The sequence below is a fragment of the Desulfonatronum thiosulfatophilum genome, assembly GCF_900104215.1.
GTDB classification, from domain to species: Bacteria; Desulfobacterota; Desulfovibrionia; order Desulfovibrionales; family Desulfonatronaceae; genus Desulfonatronum; species Desulfonatronum thiosulfatophilum.
In genome coordinates, this window is record NZ_FMXO01000002.1 from 169,987 (window position 1) to 186,666 (window position 16,680).

General features: G+C 57.1%; 17 protein-coding genes. 1 reads left to right on the plus strand and 16 read right to left on the minus strand.

Annotated features, from left to right (window positions below):
- Positions 1-334 precede the first annotated feature (334 nt).
- On the plus strand, positions 335-1,195 hold the full coding sequence (locus BLP93_RS02250; RefSeq protein ID WP_092116779.1) for a DUF362 domain-containing protein: 861 nt from the start codon (positions 335-337) through the stop codon (positions 1,193-1,195).
- A gap of 283 nt (positions 1,196-1,478) precedes the next feature.
- Here the strand turns inward: BLP93_RS02250 and secA are convergent, their stop codons facing one another.
- The 16 genes from secA to ffh all read right to left on the minus strand — a co-directional run bounded on the left by secA (position 1,479) and on the right by ffh (position 16,446).
- Positions 1,479-3,992 (minus strand): preprotein translocase subunit SecA, encoded by a 2,514-nt coding sequence (gene secA, locus BLP93_RS02255; RefSeq protein WP_092116978.1) that lies wholly within the window; start codon positions 3,990-3,992, stop codon positions 1,479-1,481.
- Between the two features lie 96 nt (positions 3,993-4,088).
- Entirely contained in the window at positions 4,089-5,219 is a 1,131-nt protein-coding gene (locus BLP93_RS02260) for a (Fe-S)-binding protein (RefSeq protein ID WP_161946168.1), read from the minus strand.
- Between the two features lie 121 nt (positions 5,220-5,340).
- Positions 5,341-6,726 carry an FAD-binding oxidoreductase gene (locus tag BLP93_RS02265; RefSeq protein WP_092116783.1) on the minus strand — a complete coding sequence of 462 codons (1,386 nt, stop codon included), beginning with the start codon at positions 6,724-6,726 and terminating at the stop codon, positions 5,341-5,343.
- 138 nt (positions 6,727-6,864) lie between these two features.
- Complete coding sequence (smpB, locus tag BLP93_RS02270) at positions 6,865-7,314, minus strand: SsrA-binding protein SmpB (RefSeq protein ID WP_092116785.1); 450 nt, start codon at positions 7,312-7,314, stop codon at positions 6,865-6,867.
- A complete protein-coding gene (ptsP, locus tag BLP93_RS02275) occupies positions 7,314-9,092 on the minus strand; it encodes a phosphoenolpyruvate--protein phosphotransferase (RefSeq protein WP_092116787.1) in 1,779 nt (592 codons plus the stop codon). The genes smpB and ptsP overlap by 1 nt, the downstream gene beginning before the upstream one ends.
- Positions 9,092-9,376: an HPr family phosphocarrier protein gene (locus BLP93_RS02280; RefSeq protein ID WP_092116789.1), complete on the minus strand. Its 285-nt coding sequence runs from the start codon at positions 9,374-9,376 to the stop codon at positions 9,092-9,094. Before BLP93_RS02280 ends, ptsP begins: the two co-directional genes overlap by 1 nt.
- Before the next feature lie 50 nt (positions 9,377-9,426).
- Entirely contained in the window at positions 9,427-10,182 is a 756-nt protein-coding gene (locus BLP93_RS02285; RefSeq protein WP_092116791.1) for a PTS system mannose/fructose/sorbose family transporter subunit IID, read from the minus strand.
- Positions 10,179-11,039, minus strand: a complete 861-nt coding sequence (rsmI, locus tag BLP93_RS02290; protein ID WP_092116793.1) for a 16S rRNA (cytidine(1402)-2'-O)-methyltransferase — start codon at positions 11,037-11,039, stop codon at positions 10,179-10,181. Before rsmI ends, BLP93_RS02285 begins: the two co-directional genes overlap by 4 nt.
- Entirely contained in the window at positions 10,981-11,385 is a 405-nt protein-coding gene (locus BLP93_RS02295) for a YraN family protein (protein WP_161946169.1), read from the minus strand. The genes rsmI and BLP93_RS02295 overlap by 59 nt, the downstream gene beginning before the upstream one ends.
- Positions 11,367-11,996, minus strand: a complete 630-nt coding sequence (locus BLP93_RS02300) for a ribonuclease HII (protein WP_092116797.1) — start codon at positions 11,994-11,996, stop codon at positions 11,367-11,369. Before BLP93_RS02300 ends, BLP93_RS02295 begins: the two co-directional genes overlap by 19 nt.
- 11 nt (positions 11,997-12,007) lie before the next feature.
- Positions 12,008-12,361 (minus strand): 50S ribosomal protein L19, encoded by a 354-nt coding sequence (gene rplS / locus BLP93_RS02305; protein ID WP_092116799.1) that lies wholly within the window; start codon positions 12,359-12,361, stop codon positions 12,008-12,010.
- A 125-nt stretch (positions 12,362-12,486) separates the two neighbouring features.
- Positions 12,487-13,770, minus strand: a complete 1,284-nt coding sequence (gene trmD, locus BLP93_RS02310; RefSeq protein WP_092116801.1) for a tRNA (guanosine(37)-N1)-methyltransferase TrmD — start codon at positions 13,768-13,770, stop codon at positions 12,487-12,489.
- Between the two features lie 87 nt (positions 13,771-13,857).
- A complete protein-coding gene (rimM, locus tag BLP93_RS02315) occupies positions 13,858-14,406 on the minus strand; it encodes a ribosome maturation factor RimM (protein ID WP_092116803.1) in 549 nt (182 codons plus the stop codon).
- Positions 14,407-14,418: 12 nt separating this feature from the next.
- Positions 14,419-14,649 carry a KH domain-containing protein gene (locus BLP93_RS02320; RefSeq protein ID WP_092116805.1) on the minus strand — a complete coding sequence of 77 codons (231 nt, stop codon included), beginning with the start codon at positions 14,647-14,649 and terminating at the stop codon, positions 14,419-14,421.
- 103 nt (positions 14,650-14,752) lie between these two features.
- A complete protein-coding gene (gene rpsP, locus BLP93_RS02325; RefSeq protein WP_092116807.1) occupies positions 14,753-15,007 on the minus strand; it encodes a 30S ribosomal protein S16 in 255 nt (84 codons plus the stop codon).
- Positions 15,008-15,057: 50 nt separating this feature from the next.
- Positions 15,058-16,446, minus strand: a complete 1,389-nt coding sequence (gene ffh, locus BLP93_RS02330) for a signal recognition particle protein (RefSeq protein WP_092116809.1) — start codon at positions 16,444-16,446, stop codon at positions 15,058-15,060.
- Positions 16,447-16,680: the final 234 nt, after the last annotated feature.

The following is a 16,680-nucleotide window of genomic DNA, read 5'->3' on the forward strand; positions in this document are numbered from 1 at the left end:
CACTGTATACGATTAGAATATTTTGAATAGTTACCGATTGACCAAAAGGTATCCCTTTTCATTCAGGTCCATCATCTCTTAAAGCCGATTCAGGCATCTTCCAGCGGTTGCGATTGACGACGGCTTCAACCATCTTACAGTCCGTGGAAAGAATTATCTTCAATCTGGAGGTGGATTGGTGTTGAGAAAAACCTGGAACAGATTTTCAAGATTTACCAGACGTAGCTTTTTGGCCAAAGCAACCATTTTGGCGGTCGGATGGAAATTGTCGCCTCTGCTGTCTGGGGAAAGGCTTTTTGCCGAGGAAAGCTCAGAGGTAGGAGTAATCAGGACCATGGACCGCAAGGAAGCGGTTCGCCGGGCGCTCCGGCTGACTCCCCCGCCGGACCTGACTGGAAAGAAAGTCCTGATCAAGCCGAATTTCAATACGGCTGATCCTGCGCCGGGGTCCACTCATAACGACACGCTGGCGACTTTGATTGACGAAATTTGGGAGCGAGGGGCTCGGGAAGTGATTATCGGCGAACGGAGCGGGCCGCCGGTAACCCAGGAAGTGATGCGGGAAAAGGGGATCTTTGAACTTGCCGAGGAAAAGGGCGTCCGGATCGTCAATTTCGACCTTTTGAAAGAGGATGAGCTGGTCCATTTTCAGGATGATCGGCTGCACTGGAAAGACGGCTTTCTCGTCCCCAAGGTGCTCTACGACGTGGATCACATCATTGCCGTCGGATGCTTGAAGACGCATCAGTTCAACGGCGTCTTCACCATGGCCCTCAAACTGGCCGTAGGCATCATCCCCAGGGAAGGCACCACCTATATGCGCGAACTGCACGGATCCCCCGACATGCGCAAGATGATCGCCGAAATCAACCTGGCCTACCGTCCGGATCTGTTCATCATCGACGGGGTGGAAGCGTTCACCAGCGGCGGTCCGGCTACCGGGCAGCGCGTCGATGCCGGAACGACCCTCTGCTCACGAGATCCGGTGGCCATTGATGCGGTGGGCGTGAGCATTCTCAAGCACTTGGGCTCGACACCCGGCATCATGAACATCCCGGTTTTTCAGCAAGAACAGATCGCCCGCGCCGCCGAGATCGGACTCGGAGCATCCGTTCCGGATCAGATTCGACTGGTGACCGATGAACCCGGGCAGGACAACCTGATCAAGGAGCTCGAAACAATCCTGCGCAGCTGATGTGGTGTGACAAATGATGGACATCTGATCCCATAAAAAAAGGGTGCCTGTGAAGGCACCCTTTTTTATTACGCAAAGTGAACAAGATGGGACTATCATAACCCATCCAGTCTCCTTTTCCTTTGTAATCTTTCAGCACATTCTGGGGATTCGCTTCATTCCGACCTGGATTCCCGCCTACGCGGGAATGACTTGTTTTCGATGCCGTCTCCGAATCAGTCATACCCGTGAAGGGCGGGTACCACTCGGTTTTTCTCGGATGAGCTGATTATACGTTTCCTTTCTACCCTGCGGCACCGCAACATTTTTTATGCTTCCGACCGCTGCCGCAGGGGCAGGGATCGTTGCGGCCGACCTTGGGTTGATCCCGGCGCACCGGCTGTTTGGCGGGGGCGGCCTCTTTTTCGGCTCCGGAGTATTGCAGCCGTTGCGGTTTTTCCTCGTGCTGGAACTGCTCCTCCCGGACGATGTTCAGCTTGAGATGGCAGAGATTGCGCAGGGTGTGTTCCTTGATCAGGTGCAGCATGGTCTGAAACAGCTCAAACCCTTCGCGCTTGTATTCCTGCTTGGGATCCTTCTGCCCGTAACCGCGCAGCCCGATGCCCTCGCGCAGGCCGTCCATGTTCAGCAGATGCTCCTTCCAGTCCCGGTCCAGGCTGTCCAGCAGGAAGTATCGGAGAATTTCCTGATAATGATGCCCGGCATCCGCCTTGAGGCGCTCCAGGACGGCATTGACCTGCTCCACGGCCCCATCCTCGTTCGGAAGCTTGTCGTCCGGCAGGGGATGGACCCGTCCCAAACCGAACACCTCTCCCAGCCGGCCGCGGACTTCCTGTCGGGCCTCTTCGTCCGGTTCCTTGCTCTTGAGGGGCGTGTAGATGTCTTCGACCAGATCTTCCACAAAGGCCTCGACCATTTCTTCGAGTTCCTTGTTGGCCATGATCTCCCGGCGCTGGGTGTAAATGACTTCGCGCTGCTGGTTCATCACGTTGTCGAAGTCCAGAAGCTGTTTGCGGATTTCGAAGTTGTGCGCTTCCACCTTGCGCTGCGCGTTCTCGATGGCCCTGGAAACCATGCGGTTTTCGATGGCCTCGCCTTCCTCGAGTCCCAGCCTGCCCATCAGTCCGGCAATCTTGTCCGAGCCGAACAAGCGCAACAGATCGTCGTCCAGCGCCAGGTAGAACCGTGAACTGCCCGGATCGCCCTGCCGGCCGCTGCGGCCGCGTAATTGGTTGTCGATGCGCCGGCTTTCGTGGCGCTCCGTGCCGATAATATGCAGACCGCCAAGATCAACCACGCCCTCGCCGAGCACGATGTCCGTGCCGCGGCCGGCCATGTTCGTGGCAATGGTCACCTGGCCGCGGTGGCCGGCTGAGGCCACGATCTCTGCCTCCTTCTCGTGATTTTTGGCGTTGAGCACGGAGTGCGGCACGTCGTGGCGCTTGAGCAGCTTGGAGACAATTTCCGATTTCTCGATGGACACGGTCCCGACAAGCACCGGCTGCCCTTTGACGTGCAGGTCGTGAATATCCTGGGCGATGGCCTTGTATTTGTCGTCCTGGCTCTTGTAGATCATGTCCGGGTGATCTTCCCGGACCATGGGTCTGTGGGTGGGAACGGCGGATACGTCCAGGTTGTAGATTTCCTTGAACTCCACGGCTTCCGTATCCGCGGTGCCGGTCATGCCTGCCAGCTTGTCGTACATCCGGAAATAGTTCTGAAAGGTGATGGAAGCCAAGGTCTGGTTTTCGGCCTGAATCTTGACGAACTCCTTGGCTTCCAAAGCCTGGTGCAGGCCGTCGCTGTACCGGCGTCCAGGCATTGTCCGTCCTGTGAACTCATCGACAATGACCACCTGCCCTTCATTGACAATGTAATCCACGTCGCGTTTGAAAATATGATGGGCCTTGAGCGCCTGCAAAATATGGTGCTGAAAACGGATATTCTTGGGATCGTAAAGATTTTCCAGACCGAGCAATTCCTCACATCGCCCCACGCCTTCTTCCGTGAGCAGAATGGCGCGCACTTTCTCGTCCACCGTGAAATCCCGCTCCTTTTGCAGCTTGGGGATCAGGGCGTTGATCTGCACGTACAGGCCGGTGGAATCCTCGGCCGGTCCGGAAATGATCAGCGGGGTCCGCGCCTCGTCGATCAGTATGGAGTCCACTTCGTCCACAATGGCAAAGAACAGGTCCCGCTGCACCAGATGCTGAATGTGGAATTTCATGTTGTCGCGGAGATAGTCGAAGCCGAACTCGTTGTTGGTCCCGTAGGTAACGTCGGCATTGTAAGATGCCTGTCGTTCCGGGTCGGTCAATCCGTGCAGGATGACACCTACATCAAGACCGAGAAAGCGATAAATCTGCCCCATCCATTCCGAGTCGCGTCGGGCCAGGTAGTCGTTCACCGTGACCACATGGACGCCTTTGCCGGCCAGGGCATTGAGCACCACCGGCAAGGTCGCGGCCAGCGTCTTTCCTTCACCAGTCTTCATTTCGGCAATCTTGCCATGGTGGAGAACAACTCCGCCGATCAACTGGGCGTCGAAGTGGCGCATCTGAAGAGCCCGCCAGGAGGCTTCACGGACCAGGGCGAACGTCTCCGGCAAAAGGTCGTCCAGCAACCGCCCATTGGCCACCTGTTCTTTCCATTCCCGGATCTTGACCGGAAAGTCGTCGTCGCGCAGCGCCCGCATCTGCTCTTCATGGCCATTGATCTTGGTCACCAATGGATTGAGCTTTTTTATGTACCGTTCGTTTTTTGAACCAATGACTTTTTTAATGATAAATTGAAACATGTATTCTCCCTGATTCATGCCAGGCTGGATCGCAAAGGCATTTCCGTATTTCGGTTCATGTATTTCATGAAATCGACATCTAAGCGTTGCGAGGCTTCACATGCGCATAAGCTCCAACCAGTGGGACACATCCGTTTTCGGCGGCGCCGTTGCCGAGAGTTGCAGGACGCATCCGCTGCAGCCGGAAACCACGTGCCCCAAGGCCTGAGGCTGCAAAGCGTCCCAGCACTGCGTTGCAACCTGAGTGGACAGCTCCGGAGCACTGAGCCGCATCACTCCTCCCATGCCGCAACAGGCGCCCTGTGCACCGGCGATGAAACGAGGCCCGAAAAGATCCCGCAAAAAGGCTTCATCCGGATCTGGATTTGGAGCGTGGCATGGTCGATGATACGTCAAACAAGCGTCCGTCAGCGGACGAAAATCGTGCGGATTCAGGTAACGGCTCAATGGCTGCACGGCCTTGGCCCAGGTCCGCCGTTCGTCTTCATCCGAGAACAAATCGGCTTTTTTTTCGTAATTCCGCAATGCCGTGGTGCACGTGGCGCAGATGGTCAGCAGCAACGGGCGACCCAAGTTGCGCCACAGCTCTACATTTTTAACGCACGCATCTGACCGCAAACCCGATAATCCTGCCTGACCCAGGGTAAAACCGCAACAATTCCAATCCGGAAAATCCTCCAGCCCCTGTCCCGCCGAGCCCATGATCCGTCCCGCGGCCTGAATCCACCAAGGTTTGGCATAGCGGGCCATGCAGCCTGGAAAAAGAACCGCGGGACTCGGCAAGAAACCATCTCCCGCACTTCTCCGGAACATTTCCATCTGTGGACGAGAGGCCAGAGCGTGCACCACCGAAGGCAGGGAGCCGGCGGTCGACCGGCCGGGAAGCAGTTTCGCACATCCGCCCAGCCACGGCCAAACATGTTTGGCATTGTTGATCCAGGCTCGCCAGACCCAGGCCTGCCACCCAGGATGCCCGGCTTTGATCCGCCGCAATGTTTCAGGTAGATTTCGCCCCTGTGGACAAACATCGGCACACCTTCCACAGCCCAGGCACAGCCCCAACAGCTTGCGGGCCGCGGCGGGATTGCCCAGGTTCCGCTCTTCCAGCGCTTCCTGGATCAGAAACGACTTTCCGCGAGGACTCAATTCCTCCCGTCCGGTCGCCTTGAACAGCGGACACGCCTCCAGGCATTTTCCGCAAAGAATGCAATCCCGGTCCCTATCCATCTCCAACGCCATCCCCAGGCATTATATCAATCATCATCAAAATCGAAATCGAAATCGCAATCGAAATCCAAATCGAAAAAAATCCCCCCGTAATACATCCCTCACAACGACCTGAAGCAGCTCAATACGCCTTCCCCGGATTCATGATCCCCTTGGGATCGAACGCCCTTTTGATCAAGGCGAACAATCCGCGTTCCACCGGGCCGACCTGACGTTCGAGATAACTTCGTTTGGTCAGTCCCAGGCCATGCTCTCCGGACAGGACTCCGCCAAGACGAAGTACGAGATTCAAAACTTCATCCCGGGCAAGGTCCGCATGACGGCGTTGCTCTTCGAGCTCCGCGTCGAACATGATATTGGTGTGGATATTGCCGTCTCCAAGATGCCCGAAGGTCAAAATAGGCAGGCCGTGGCTGCGTCCGATCTCGCGGATGCCCAGGATGCCTTCGACGACCTTGCTCCGCGGCAGGGTGACGTCCTCGCTGATCTTGTCCTTGCCCAGTCGAAACGAAGCCGGGTTGATCAACCGCCGAAACTCCCAAAGACGTTCCTCCGCATCCCCATCCCTGCCCACTTCGATAAATTGCGGGCTCTTGCTTTCCAAGGCCAGGCGCACCAGACGCAGTTCTTCCCGCAAACCTTCCGGGCGTCCGTCGCACTTGAGCAGCAGTACCGCCTTGGTTGAATCGCTCCAGGGCGGCGTTGCGATTTTCGCGACGCAGTCCAGAACATCCACCGGCATCAATTCCATGGCCACGGGTACGATTCCGGCCTGAAACACCGCCTGAGCGGCAGCCAGGGCATCAGCCAGGGATTTGAATCCAGCCATCAACGTCGCCTGGGCCGGAGGCAGCGGCAACAGCTTGAGCGTCAGCTTGGTGAAAAAAGCCAGGGTACCGGCCGATCCCACCAGCAGTCGGGTCAGGTCCAAGCCGACCACGTTCTTGTGGGTTCTGGAGCCGGTATGGATCATCTCCCCGCCGGGGAGCACGGCCTCAATGCCCAGGACATAATCCCTGGTCACACCGTATTTCAGAGCACGCATTCCGCCGGCGCAGGTGGACACATTGCCGCCAAGGGTGGAGAAACGGACGCTGGCCGGATCAGGAGGGTAATACAAACCGCGGGCTTGCAGGTCCGCCTGGAAAGCGGCGGTGATCAATCCGGGCTCGACCTCCGCCGTGAAATCCTCCTCCTGAATCTCCAGGGTCCGGTTCATGGCCAGACAGGAAACCACCACCCCCCCGCCCTGGGGGACGCAACCACCCACCACGTTGGTTCCCCGAGCACGGGGAAACAGAGGAACCTCCTCACGATGCGCCCAAGCCATCAATTCCCGCACCTGATCCACGGTTCGTGGACGCACCACGGCCCAGGGCAAAGAAAACCTGCGACTGGCATCCGTGCCGTAAATACAGGCGGCTTCCGGCGTGTCCAGATAGTCGTCTCCTGGAAAGATGCCCTGGAGAACGGTGCGTTGACTGGTTGTCAGGCTGGAGGAAGGCATTGAGGGGGAGGAGTTGGCGGATTTGAGATTTGAGATTTCAGATTTCAGATTTCAGATTTTTTGAGAATACACTTAGAAGCGGATCCGGAAGTCGGGATCGAGATTGAGGCAGTCGCCGGGAGCTGGAACTGGCTGCCCTCATCTCTCCCGAGCCAAGTCGCGTTCAATGGCGCGGCTTTTGAGATCTTCGCGCTTGTCATGATATTTCTTGCCCTTTGCCAGACCGATCTCGATCTTGGCCCTGCCAGCCTTCCAGTACATCTTCAGGGGGACCACGGTCAGGCCTTTCTGACCGATCTTGGCGCTCCAGGCATCGATCTGGTGGCGATGCAGGAGGAGCTTACGAGGTCTTTCCGGCTCATGGCCGGTGTGCACCGCATGGGCATAGGGGGCGATGTGCACTCCCACCAGAACGGCTTCTCCGCTTGTAAATCGAACATACCCGTCCTTAAAGCTGACCTTCCCGTCCCGCAGCGACTTCACTTCCGACCCCATCAGCGCCAAACCGGCTTCCAGGGTGTCCAGGATCTCGTATTCATGCCGCGCCTTTTTATTGGAGGCGATCAGGCGGGTTCCTTCCGGTTTCATCAATATCCCTCATCCAGCAGGGAGGAGTAAAACATCAGTTCATTGGGATGGCGGCGGAAAATGCTGTCTTTGACCAGCTTGTTGTTCCGGCCCACGGTCTTGCTGGCCAGGACTTCCTTGAGCAGGGTCTTGCATTCTTCCATGGTAGCCTGTCGCACAATATGCTTGATTACGGGCATGGCCTGGGGATTCATGCTCAGGCAGTCCACATGCATGCCCATCAGCACGGGAATGCAGTACGGATCCGCGGCCATTTCCCCGCAGATGCTCACTTCGATGCCGGCCCGGTGGCCGGCATCCACGACATACTTGATCATCCGCACCAGGGCCGGGTGCAGCGGCTGGTAAAGATACGAGACGTACGAATTGGTCCGGTCGATGCCCAGACTGTACTGGATCAGATCATTGGTGCCGATGCTGAAGAAGTCCACTTCCGTGGCCAGAATATCCGCGGTGATCATGGCCGAAGGCAGTTCGATCATCATCCCCACGGGCATCTCCGGATTGTACTTCAGCCCTTGCTTTTTCAACTCCATTTGCACGCTGTTGAAAACGGCCTTGATCTGGCGAAGTTCGCCCAGCCCGGAAACCATGGGGAACATCAGCGAGATATTCTCGTGCAGGCTGGCCCGCAGAATGGCTCGCAACTGCACGCGAAACAGATCCGCATGGTGCAGGCAGAAACGCACGCCCCGCAAACCCAGGGCCGGATTGGCTTCATCCAGGCCGCCAAAGTGGTGCATGAACTTGTCCGCCCCCACATCCAGGGTGCGCAGCACGACCTTGCCCGGAAACATGATCGAGGCCAGATCCTGGTATTCCTCCAGCAACTGTTCCTCGTCGGGCAATTTGACCCGGTTCAGGTAGGAATACTCGGTGCGGTACAAGCCGACCCCTTCGCCGCCGTTGCCCAGCACCGAGGAGACCTCTTCCAGAAGCTCGATGTTGGCAAATACTTTGACCCGGTAGCCGTCGATGGTTTCCGCGGGCAGGTGGCTGGAACGGTTGATGCCGGCCTGATATTGTTCGAACTGGTATTTCAGGTCCGTGAAACCGGCCAGTTCTTCCTCATCCGGATCGATGATGATCCGCCCCTGCAACCCGTCAATGATGATGACCTCGCCGTCACGAATGGTTTCCTCGAGATCGGCGACGCCCACGATGGCTGGGATTTGCATGGCCCGGGCCAGAATGCCGGTATGGGAGGTCTTGCCGCCGGTGACCGTGGCAAAAGCCATGATCTTGCCCACTTCCAGTTCTACCGTATCAGCGGGACTCAGATCATGGGCCAGCAGGATGATCCTGGTGGTGATGGAATGCAGGTTGTTGCCGGATTCGCCGAGCAGATGCTGCTGAACCCTGCCGGCCACGAGGCGTACGTCCTGAATCCGCTCGCGAATATAAGAATCCTCGATGCTGTGAAAAACCGCTTCAATGTCCGCGACCGCCTTCTCCAGTCCCCATTCCGCGTTGAGATGCATCCTTTGGATGTAGTCCTTGGAGGACTCCAACAGTTTCGGATCCTGGAGCATCATGATGTGCGAGTCGATGATCCGGGCATGCTCCAGAAGTTCGGCGGGAACCCGCAACTGGATGTCCTCGAGTTCGGCCAGCGCCTGCGCAAAGGCCTGCTCAACTCGTTGGATCTCGGACGACACGTCGCGATCCGGAATGTTATGGCGCGGAATATTGCGGGATCTGCCGCGATTCAGAAAAAAGGCCTTCCCCAAAGCCACGCCTGTGGAAACGGGAATCCCCTGGAGAACTTGCCTTGCCACTAGCGCTCCTCTTCAAAGCGATTCACAAACAGCAACTCAAGCTGCTCCAAAGCAGCCTGAGCATCTTCGCCTTGAGCTTTCAGTTCCACGACACATCCGGGCCCAAGGGCCAATGTCAGCAGATCAAGAATACTTTTGGCATCCACTTCCTGTTCCGCGGTGAGCAATGTGATCCGAGAAGAGTATTTCTGGGCCTCTCGGGCTAAGCGGGCAGCAGGGCGGGCATGCAAACCCTGCTCGTTGGCCACAAAGACCTTTCGACTGACAAAATCAACAGTTTCCATGCATCACGCAACCTGATTGGCGGTCGGGAAAAAACCTATTCAAGAAATATTCAGAACCAAATGATCGATGCGGCCCAATAACCGGCAAAGGCCAGGAGGAACCAGTTTCGAGACAGACGTAAATAAAATGCCGAAATGGCGGCCAGCACAACGACGCCGGTCCAGGGAGCCCACATCCAGTCGGAGCCGAGCCCGGGCCAAAGTTGCATCCAGATCAAAACCAGAAGTCCGGCGTTGAGCAGCTTGATTCGCTGCCCCCAGTTGATCAGGTCCCACCGTTTGAGTCGACTCAAAAAACCGATTCCATCACGGAATCCGCCGATAAACGTCATCACCTTGAATACCTGCAAACTCAAAAAACAACTCGCAAGCCAGAGCCAGGCCAATACCACCCAGCCGTTTACGAGGAGCATGACCAGAACAAGGGACCAAAAGACAAGGACCCCTCCTCCAAAAAAAGAGTCGCCAAGTGCCGAGAGTGTGTAGGTCGTCGTGTTCTTTACGCGCTGCAGCATGGGTGCCGGCAATATGCCGCGGGAGATATCCCGCTCCAGGGACAAAAAAATCCCCGCCAGCAATGGCGTCCAGAAGGGGTGGGTATTGTAATGTTGCAGGGAACGCCGTCGGGCTTTCTGCAGTTCCTTGGCATCCGGATGGATCACTTTCAGCCCCGGTTCCAGGATCATGGCCAATCCGACATTCTGCATGCCCCGGGTATTGAAGTTCGCTCCCACGAGATAACAGCGCAGAAACGTCCGCAGCATGAGCCGAAAGCTCAGTGCAGGATTCTTCTCCGAAGATGTCATGTGCCTCTCGATCCGGGATTGGCTTTGGAGATGGAAATCAGCCGGGCATAGACCTCTTTGGAGGTCCAGCCGCGGGTTCGGGCCGCGATTCTGGAAGCCACATCTCTTGGCGTGCCGCTGTGCATTTCTTCCAAAAGCATTCGGTCCATATCTTCTTCCAGTGTCTTCACGGAAAACTCCGGCGGGCCGATAATGACCGTCACTTCCCCGCGAGGATCCCATCGCATGTCCTGATGCGTTTCCAAACGGCCCAGAATAAACTCCTCGTGTTCCTTGGTCAATTCGCGAGCGACACAGATTTCCCGGGGACCCAGACAATCCAGAGCAACGCCCAGCGTCGCGGGCAAGCGTGAATTGCGCTCGAAAAAAACAAGCGTGGTCGTCATTTCGGCCCATGTCAGGAACAACCGCTTCTGCTCACCGGTTTGTCTCGGCAGGAATCCCAGAAACGAGAACGGAGATGGAGGGAGACCGGAAGCGCTCAAAGCGGCAACCGGCGCGCAAGGTCCCGGAACGGGTGTGACGACGTATCCCTCATTGCGGCAAGCCCGCACCAAGCGATACCCGGGATCACCGATGAGCGGCGTACCGGCATCCGAGATCAAAGCCACATTGCGGCCCTGCTCAAGAGCATTCAAGACCGCGGGAATGCGCTCATTCTCATTATGCTCAAAAAAACTGCGCAACGTCCCGCGTTGCGCAACGTCGTGGCGTTGAAAAAACAGTCCGGCCCGCCGGGTGTCCTCGGCCAGAATCAAGTCGGCTTCCTGCAACACCTGTCTGGCCCTGGGCGTGAAGTCACCAGGGTTGCCAAGGGTTACGGCCACGACCCACAGTCGGGGGAAAGGAAAAGGCATCGGGAATGTGCTCCAGTCTGAGCCCCTGGGCATTATGCACCACCGCGACCAGATCGAAACGGCACGGCTTTTCCCACCAGTCATGTCGGCTGAGAAAAAAGCTTGCCGCCCGGGCCACTTTGGCGATCTTGGCCTGATTCACGCTCTGTGCCGGCGTGGAAAGGGATCGCGCGGCACGAGTGCGGACCTCGACAAACACGAGGACTTCGCCGTCCAGGCAGATCACGTCCACCTCACCGGACTTGCACCGAAAATTGCGTTCCAGAATCTGGTAATTCAATTCCTTGAGGAAGAGAACCGCGGCATCCTCACCGGCATGCCCGCACTTCAGATGCCCGGCAGCCACTGACGCTCCTGGCGTGAACAGTGTGTCTCCTCAACGCGAACGCCCTTGAAGGTCAATCGGTGCGTGGGCGAAGGACCGAGTCGACGCAAGGCCTCCAGGTGCAGCGCCGTGGCATAGCCCTTGTGGCGGGCCAGATCATAGCCGGGGTAACGCCGATCCAGGGATGTCAGTAACTTGTCGCGAAAGGGTTTTGCCAGAATAGAGGCGGCGGAGACGGCGGGAATGGTTTCATCCGCCTTGATGATTGCCTGCTGGGGAGTATCGAGGGGAATTTTGTGCGGACCGTCCACGATCAAGGCGTCCGGGCGAATCTTCAAGGCCAGCACGGCCCGGCACATGGCCCGCAACGAGGCGCGAAGAATGTTCAGGGTCTCGATCTCCCGAGGCCAGGCAACACCCACCGACCACGCCACTGCCTGCTCGCGGATGGCTTTAGCCAAGAGCACGCGCAGTTCAGAGCGGACCTTCTTGGAATCGGTCAGACCGGGCAATGAATACGATTCCGGAAGGATCACCGCCGCGGCCACGACAGGGCCGGCCAGGCAACCCCGGCCGGCCTCGTCCAAACCTGCAACCTGGCCGATGCGGCGGAGATTTTCTCCGCCCACCATGTTCGCGGGACCTAGTTGTCCCAGGAATTCTTGGACTTGATCCGGCTGGCCTTGCCCCGGAGCTTGCGCAGGTAAAAAATGCGGCTGCGTCGGACCTTGCCTTCGCTGAGAACTTCTACACGCTCGATAAACGGAGAATGCAGGGGAAAAATACGCTCCACCCCGACGCCGTCGGACATTTTCCGGACGGTGAATGTTGCATCGGTGGTACCGCGATGCCGACAGAGGACCACGCCCTGGAACATCTGGATCCGTTCCTTGTCGCCTTCAATGATCCGGACATGCACCTTGACGGTATCCCCGGCCTTGAAGGACGGGATGTCCATGCGCATTTGCGAATATTCAATCTTTTTCATTACATCCATGACCTGCTCTCCTTATGAATCATGCAAATGATATCTGCTCCAACCGCGGCTCGAACCTGAGGCCGAGGCTGGAAACATGCGTATAGGTGACCCGGAGCATGCAAGACGCACATCCGGAATTTCGCTTATCCATCATCTCCCAGCACCCTGTCCACGATGATGGCCGCGGCAGCGCGCACGGAAAGATGGTTGTAGTCACTAAAATAACGGATCGGGCGCAATGCTCCGGAACACATATTCAGGACTTCCGGGGCCAGTCCGTATCCGGTTCCCAGAACAAGAAGAACCGGCTCATCGTCCAAAAGTCGTCGTACTTGCGGAAAGGTCAGTTCGCCCAACCCCTGCGCTGATGTCGCCACCAGGGTCGGGGATTTCCCGCATTGACGGGCAATATCCTCGACAGCCTGCTCAAGATTGTCCACGATGCGCACAAGACTGAGCGCGGATCCGCGATCCGGATTGGCGGATTGACCGGGCCCGCTCAACCAATGCCCCAGAAGGCGTGTTCCGAGACGTTGCTGGTCCTGCAGCGGCGTGCAAATATAATAGCCGCCCATCCCGTATGTGCGAGAAACGCGTGCAATATCGTGGATGTCCAGGTTTGTCAAAGAAACCGTCCCGCATTGACCAAACTTGTTCAATACCGGGGCGTGGACCAGGGCGATGTAGCAATTTTTGGCGATGCGACGCCGCTGGTTGTTCATGGAGCGCAGGAGTTTAGCGTCTTTAGGAGCAAGCGTTGCACCCGCCAGCAAGTCCGGCCGATGCTCCAACGTGGTCAGCAAAGCCATTTCCCGCCGCCAGGCCGCTATCCGGGCATGATCCCCGGACAGCAGAATCTCCGGCACTTCCTGGCCCTCGAAAACTTCGGGCCGTGAATAATGGGGATATTCCAGTACGCCCTGGACGAAACTTTCCTCTTCAAAGGACTCACCATGCCCCATGAATCCGGGCAGCAGTCGAGATACCGCCTCCAGCACATGCAGGGCCGGGGTTTCGCCTCCGTTGAGCACCACATTGCCCACGCTGACCTTTTCCACTGGAAACAACTGCTCCAACCGGGCGTCGATCCCTTCATACCGGCCGCAGATCAGAGTAATTGTCTGTTCTTGGGCCAGGGAAGACGCCAGATCGTGATCCAGGGAGCGGCCCTTCGGGCAGAGCATGAGCATCCGTCCGGCCGGCTCGAGGGAGCGCAAGGCGGCGGTCAAAGGCGGCAAGGTCATGACCATTCCCGGTCCTCCGCCGTATGGCCGGTCGTCCACGCTGCGATGGCGATCCGTGGCGTAGTCCCTGGGGTTGATCAGCCGAACCCGGACCATCTCCTGATCCAGGGCTTTGCCGAGCAAGCCGCACTGTAGCGCCGAAGAAAAAAACTCCGGAAAAAGAGTGACAATGTTGAATTGCATGTTGGAAGCGCAGAATTTGGAGATACGGAATCGGAAGGTATCGTGGGAATCAGGAAACCAAGCGATTCCTGAGTGCAGAAACCGGGCTCAGCTGGGCAACTGTCCACCCAGGTAGAGTTCCAGCAACCCCGGCGGAGGATCGATTCGGATAATTTTCCCTTCCATGTCGACATCCAAGATGAAATCCTGGTGGGCCGGAAAGAGGACTTCCTGAGCGGAATCAGTGGTTATCGTCCAGACCTCCTGCCCGGTGCCGGCGTCCACATTTGTAATCCGGCCCAGAAAAACTCCGGAAGGCAGATGCACCGTGATGCCCAGCAGTTCCTCAATATAAATCTCGTCAGCCGAACGCTTCGGCAAGTCTTCGGATCGGACCAAAAACTGTGCTCCCCGCATCCCGTCCACCTGATCTCGCCCAGAAACATGCTCCAGCCGCATCAAAAGGCGGTCGTTGTGCATTCTCCATGACGCCACCTTGACCGGGCGAGCAGGAGCATCCGCTCCATGACGCAGATAGAGCAGCGGAACACTGGCAAAAAAATCAGGGGAGTCCACATGTGTCTTGACACTGAACTCCCCTGTCAAACCGTGGGGCTTTATCACTTCACCAACGAGGATCAGCGACCGTTCGGCCATTTGATTTCCATTCTATTCAAGTATTTCCAGCACGATCCGTTTGTCGGCCTTGGCGGCGGCCGCGGTCAAAATCGTCCGCAACGCTTTGGCGGTGCGTCCTTGCTTGCCGATGACCTTGCCCAGATCTTCCTTGGCAACACGCAACTCAAGAACCGAGGACTGTTCGCCTTCAACCAGGGAAACCTGAACGGAGTCCGGATGATCAACCAGTGAGGTGGCGATATATTCGATGAGTTCTTTCATGGCTTCTGCCTCCGGATTGCGAAAATCAGCCGCATCGGAGAGCTTTGAAGTTTCTTGAACCTTTTGACGAATCCTGCCTGAGAAGCAAGAAGAACTTCAGACACTAGGCCTGCGTCTCGTTGTAGCCGGCCTTTCTCAACAGCGAACGTACCGTGTCGGAAGGCTTGGCGCCCTTGGCCATCCAGTCCCGTACCTTGTCGGTATCGATCTTGATTTCGTTGGGCTCTTTCATGGGGTTGTAGTATCCAAGAAAATCCAAAGCGCGACCGTCACGGCGGGTTTCGCTGTTCACGGCCACCAGGCGGTAGAAAGGTTTCTTTTTGGAGCCCATCCGGGTCAATCTGATTTTCATTGCCATTGCTGCGTTCCTCGCTTCATTTTACGTTCAAAAAAATGTTTTTGGGGGGATTAACGGCGTTTCTTTTTCCGCCGTTCCTTTTTCTTCCTGGGCATGACCGGCGGCAGGCCGGGGCTGGTCGGCGCCTTCAAGGCGCCGGGACCGGCGGTCATCACTTTCTTCATCATTTTCTGCATTTGCTCAAAATTTCTGAGCAGAACATTCACGTCCTGCACTTTCACTCCGCTGCCCTTGGCCACCCGCATCTTGCGGCTGGCATTCATCAGTTTGGGCGATTTGCGTTCCGCCGGAGTCATGGAATTGATGATCGCTTCCATGCGGCTCATCTCCTTCTCCGGCATCTTCATTTCTCCCATCTGCTTGCGCAAGTCGCCCATTCCGGGAATGAGCTTGAGCATGCCCTCCAGGGAACCGAGCTTGCGCAGCCGTCGCATCTGGGTGCGAAAATCGTCCAGGTTGAATTCGGCCTTCTGCATCTTCTTCTGCAGTTCCTCGGCCTCGGCCTGATCGATGGAACCCTGGGCCTTTTCGATCAGCGAGAGAATGTCGCCCATGCCGAGGATTCGCGAAGCCACGCGGTCCGGATGAAAGACTTCCAGATCACTCACTTTCTCGCCCATGCCGACAAACTTGATGGGCTTTCCGGTAACGGACTTGATGGACAGGGCCGCGCCGCCCCGGGCGTCGCCTTCCATCTTGGTCAGAACAATACCGGTAAGATCCAGGAGTTCGTCGAACTTGACCGCCACGTTGACCGCATCCTGCCCGGTCATGGCATCGGCCACGAAGAGGATTTCCTGCGGTCCGGCAGCCGCCTTGATGGCGACCAGCTCCTCCATCAGGAGTTCGTCAATGTGCAGCCGCCCGGCGGTATCGACGAGAAGCACGTCCAGTCCCTTGCGGACCGCCTCTTCCCGGGCTTGCATGCAGATGTCCACGGGCTTCATCTCGGGAGTGGAGGCGAAAGCCGGAACGCCCAGCTGTCCGGCCAACGTGTGCAACTGATCGATGGCCGCGGGACGATAGACGTCGGCGGGGACAAGGTAGGGGCTGCGCTTCATGCGCCGCAGATGCAGAGCCAACTTGGCCGCGGTGGTCGTTTTTCCCGAGCCCTGCAAGCCTACCAGCATGATGATCGCCGGGGTTTTGCCCTGCAGCTGCAGACCGAGATGTTCGCCGCCCAGCAGTTCGACCATTTCGTCGTGAACGATCTTGACCACCTGCTGCCCGGGGGTCAGGCTTCCCAGGACGTCCTGGCCCATGGCCCGATCCCGGACCCGGTCCACAAAATCCTTGACCACCTTGAAATTAACGTCCGCTTCCAGCAGGGCAAGGCGTACTTCGCGCAGACCTTCCTGAACGCTCTTCTCATCCAAACGGCCGTGGCCGCGGATTTTTTTGAAAACGGACTGAAGTCGATCCGCTAAGCTGTCGAACATGGGATATCCAAATGAGGATTCGAAAAACAATGCGAAAACGTAACCAATTATCGAAGAGCCGTGTTCGAGTCAACACTGCATTCATGAATTGCGCCGGAACACGCCTTTGCCGAATGTGCAAAATCGCGCGAAATTGAATATATTCACATTGATTTTAGCTTGCAAAAAATCGTTTTTTTTGGGAAGGTCCCGGCACAAGAAAACCTGAACCTCTCTGCACTTCTACCCTGCCCG

Coding starts and splice junctions, on each gene's coding strand:
- rplS (WP_092116799.1), bottom strand. CDS start 12,361: ATGGATGTAATGAAAAAGATTGAATATTCGCAAATGCGCATGGACATC.
- BLP93_RS02285 (WP_092116791.1), bottom strand. CDS start 10,182: ATGACATCTTCGGAGAAGAATCCTGCACTGAGCTTTCGGCTCATGCTG.
- ffh (WP_092116809.1), bottom strand. CDS start 16,446: ATGTTCGACAGCTTAGCGGATCGACTTCAGTCCGTTTTCAAAAAAATC.
- BLP93_RS02300 (WP_092116797.1), bottom strand. CDS start 11,996: ATGGTGGGCGGAGAAAATCTCCGCCGCATCGGCCAGGTTGCAGGTTTG.
- BLP93_RS02265 (WP_092116783.1), bottom strand. CDS start 6,726: ATGCCTTCCTCCAGCCTGACAACCAGTCAACGCACCGTTCTCCAGGGC.
- smpB (WP_092116785.1), bottom strand. CDS start 7,314: ATGAAACCGGAAGGAACCCGCCTGATCGCCTCCAATAAAAAGGCGCGG.
- rimM (WP_092116803.1), bottom strand. CDS start 14,406: ATGGCCGAACGGTCGCTGATCCTCGTTGGTGAAGTGATAAAGCCCCAC.
- BLP93_RS02250 (WP_092116779.1), top strand. CDS start 335: ATGGACCGCAAGGAAGCGGTTCGCCGGGCGCTCCGGCTGACTCCCCCG.
- trmD (WP_092116801.1), bottom strand. CDS start 13,770: ATGCAATTCAACATTGTCACTCTTTTTCCGGAGTTTTTTTCTTCGGCG.
- rsmI (WP_092116793.1), bottom strand. CDS start 11,039: ATGCCTTTTCCTTTCCCCCGACTGTGGGTCGTGGCCGTAACCCTTGGC.
- BLP93_RS02260 (WP_161946168.1), bottom strand. CDS start 5,219: ATGGATAGGGACCGGGATTGCATTCTTTGCGGAAAATGCCTGGAGGCG.
- BLP93_RS02320 (WP_092116805.1), bottom strand. CDS start 14,649: ATGAAAGAACTCATCGAATATATCGCCACCTCACTGGTTGATCATCCG.
- rpsP (WP_092116807.1), bottom strand. CDS start 15,007: ATGGCAATGAAAATCAGATTGACCCGGATGGGCTCCAAAAAGAAACCT.
- BLP93_RS02280 (WP_092116789.1), bottom strand. CDS start 9,376: ATGGAAACTGTTGATTTTGTCAGTCGAAAGGTCTTTGTGGCCAACGAG.
- secA (WP_092116978.1), bottom strand. CDS start 3,992: ATGTTTCAATTTATCATTAAAAAAGTCATTGGTTCAAAAAACGAACGG.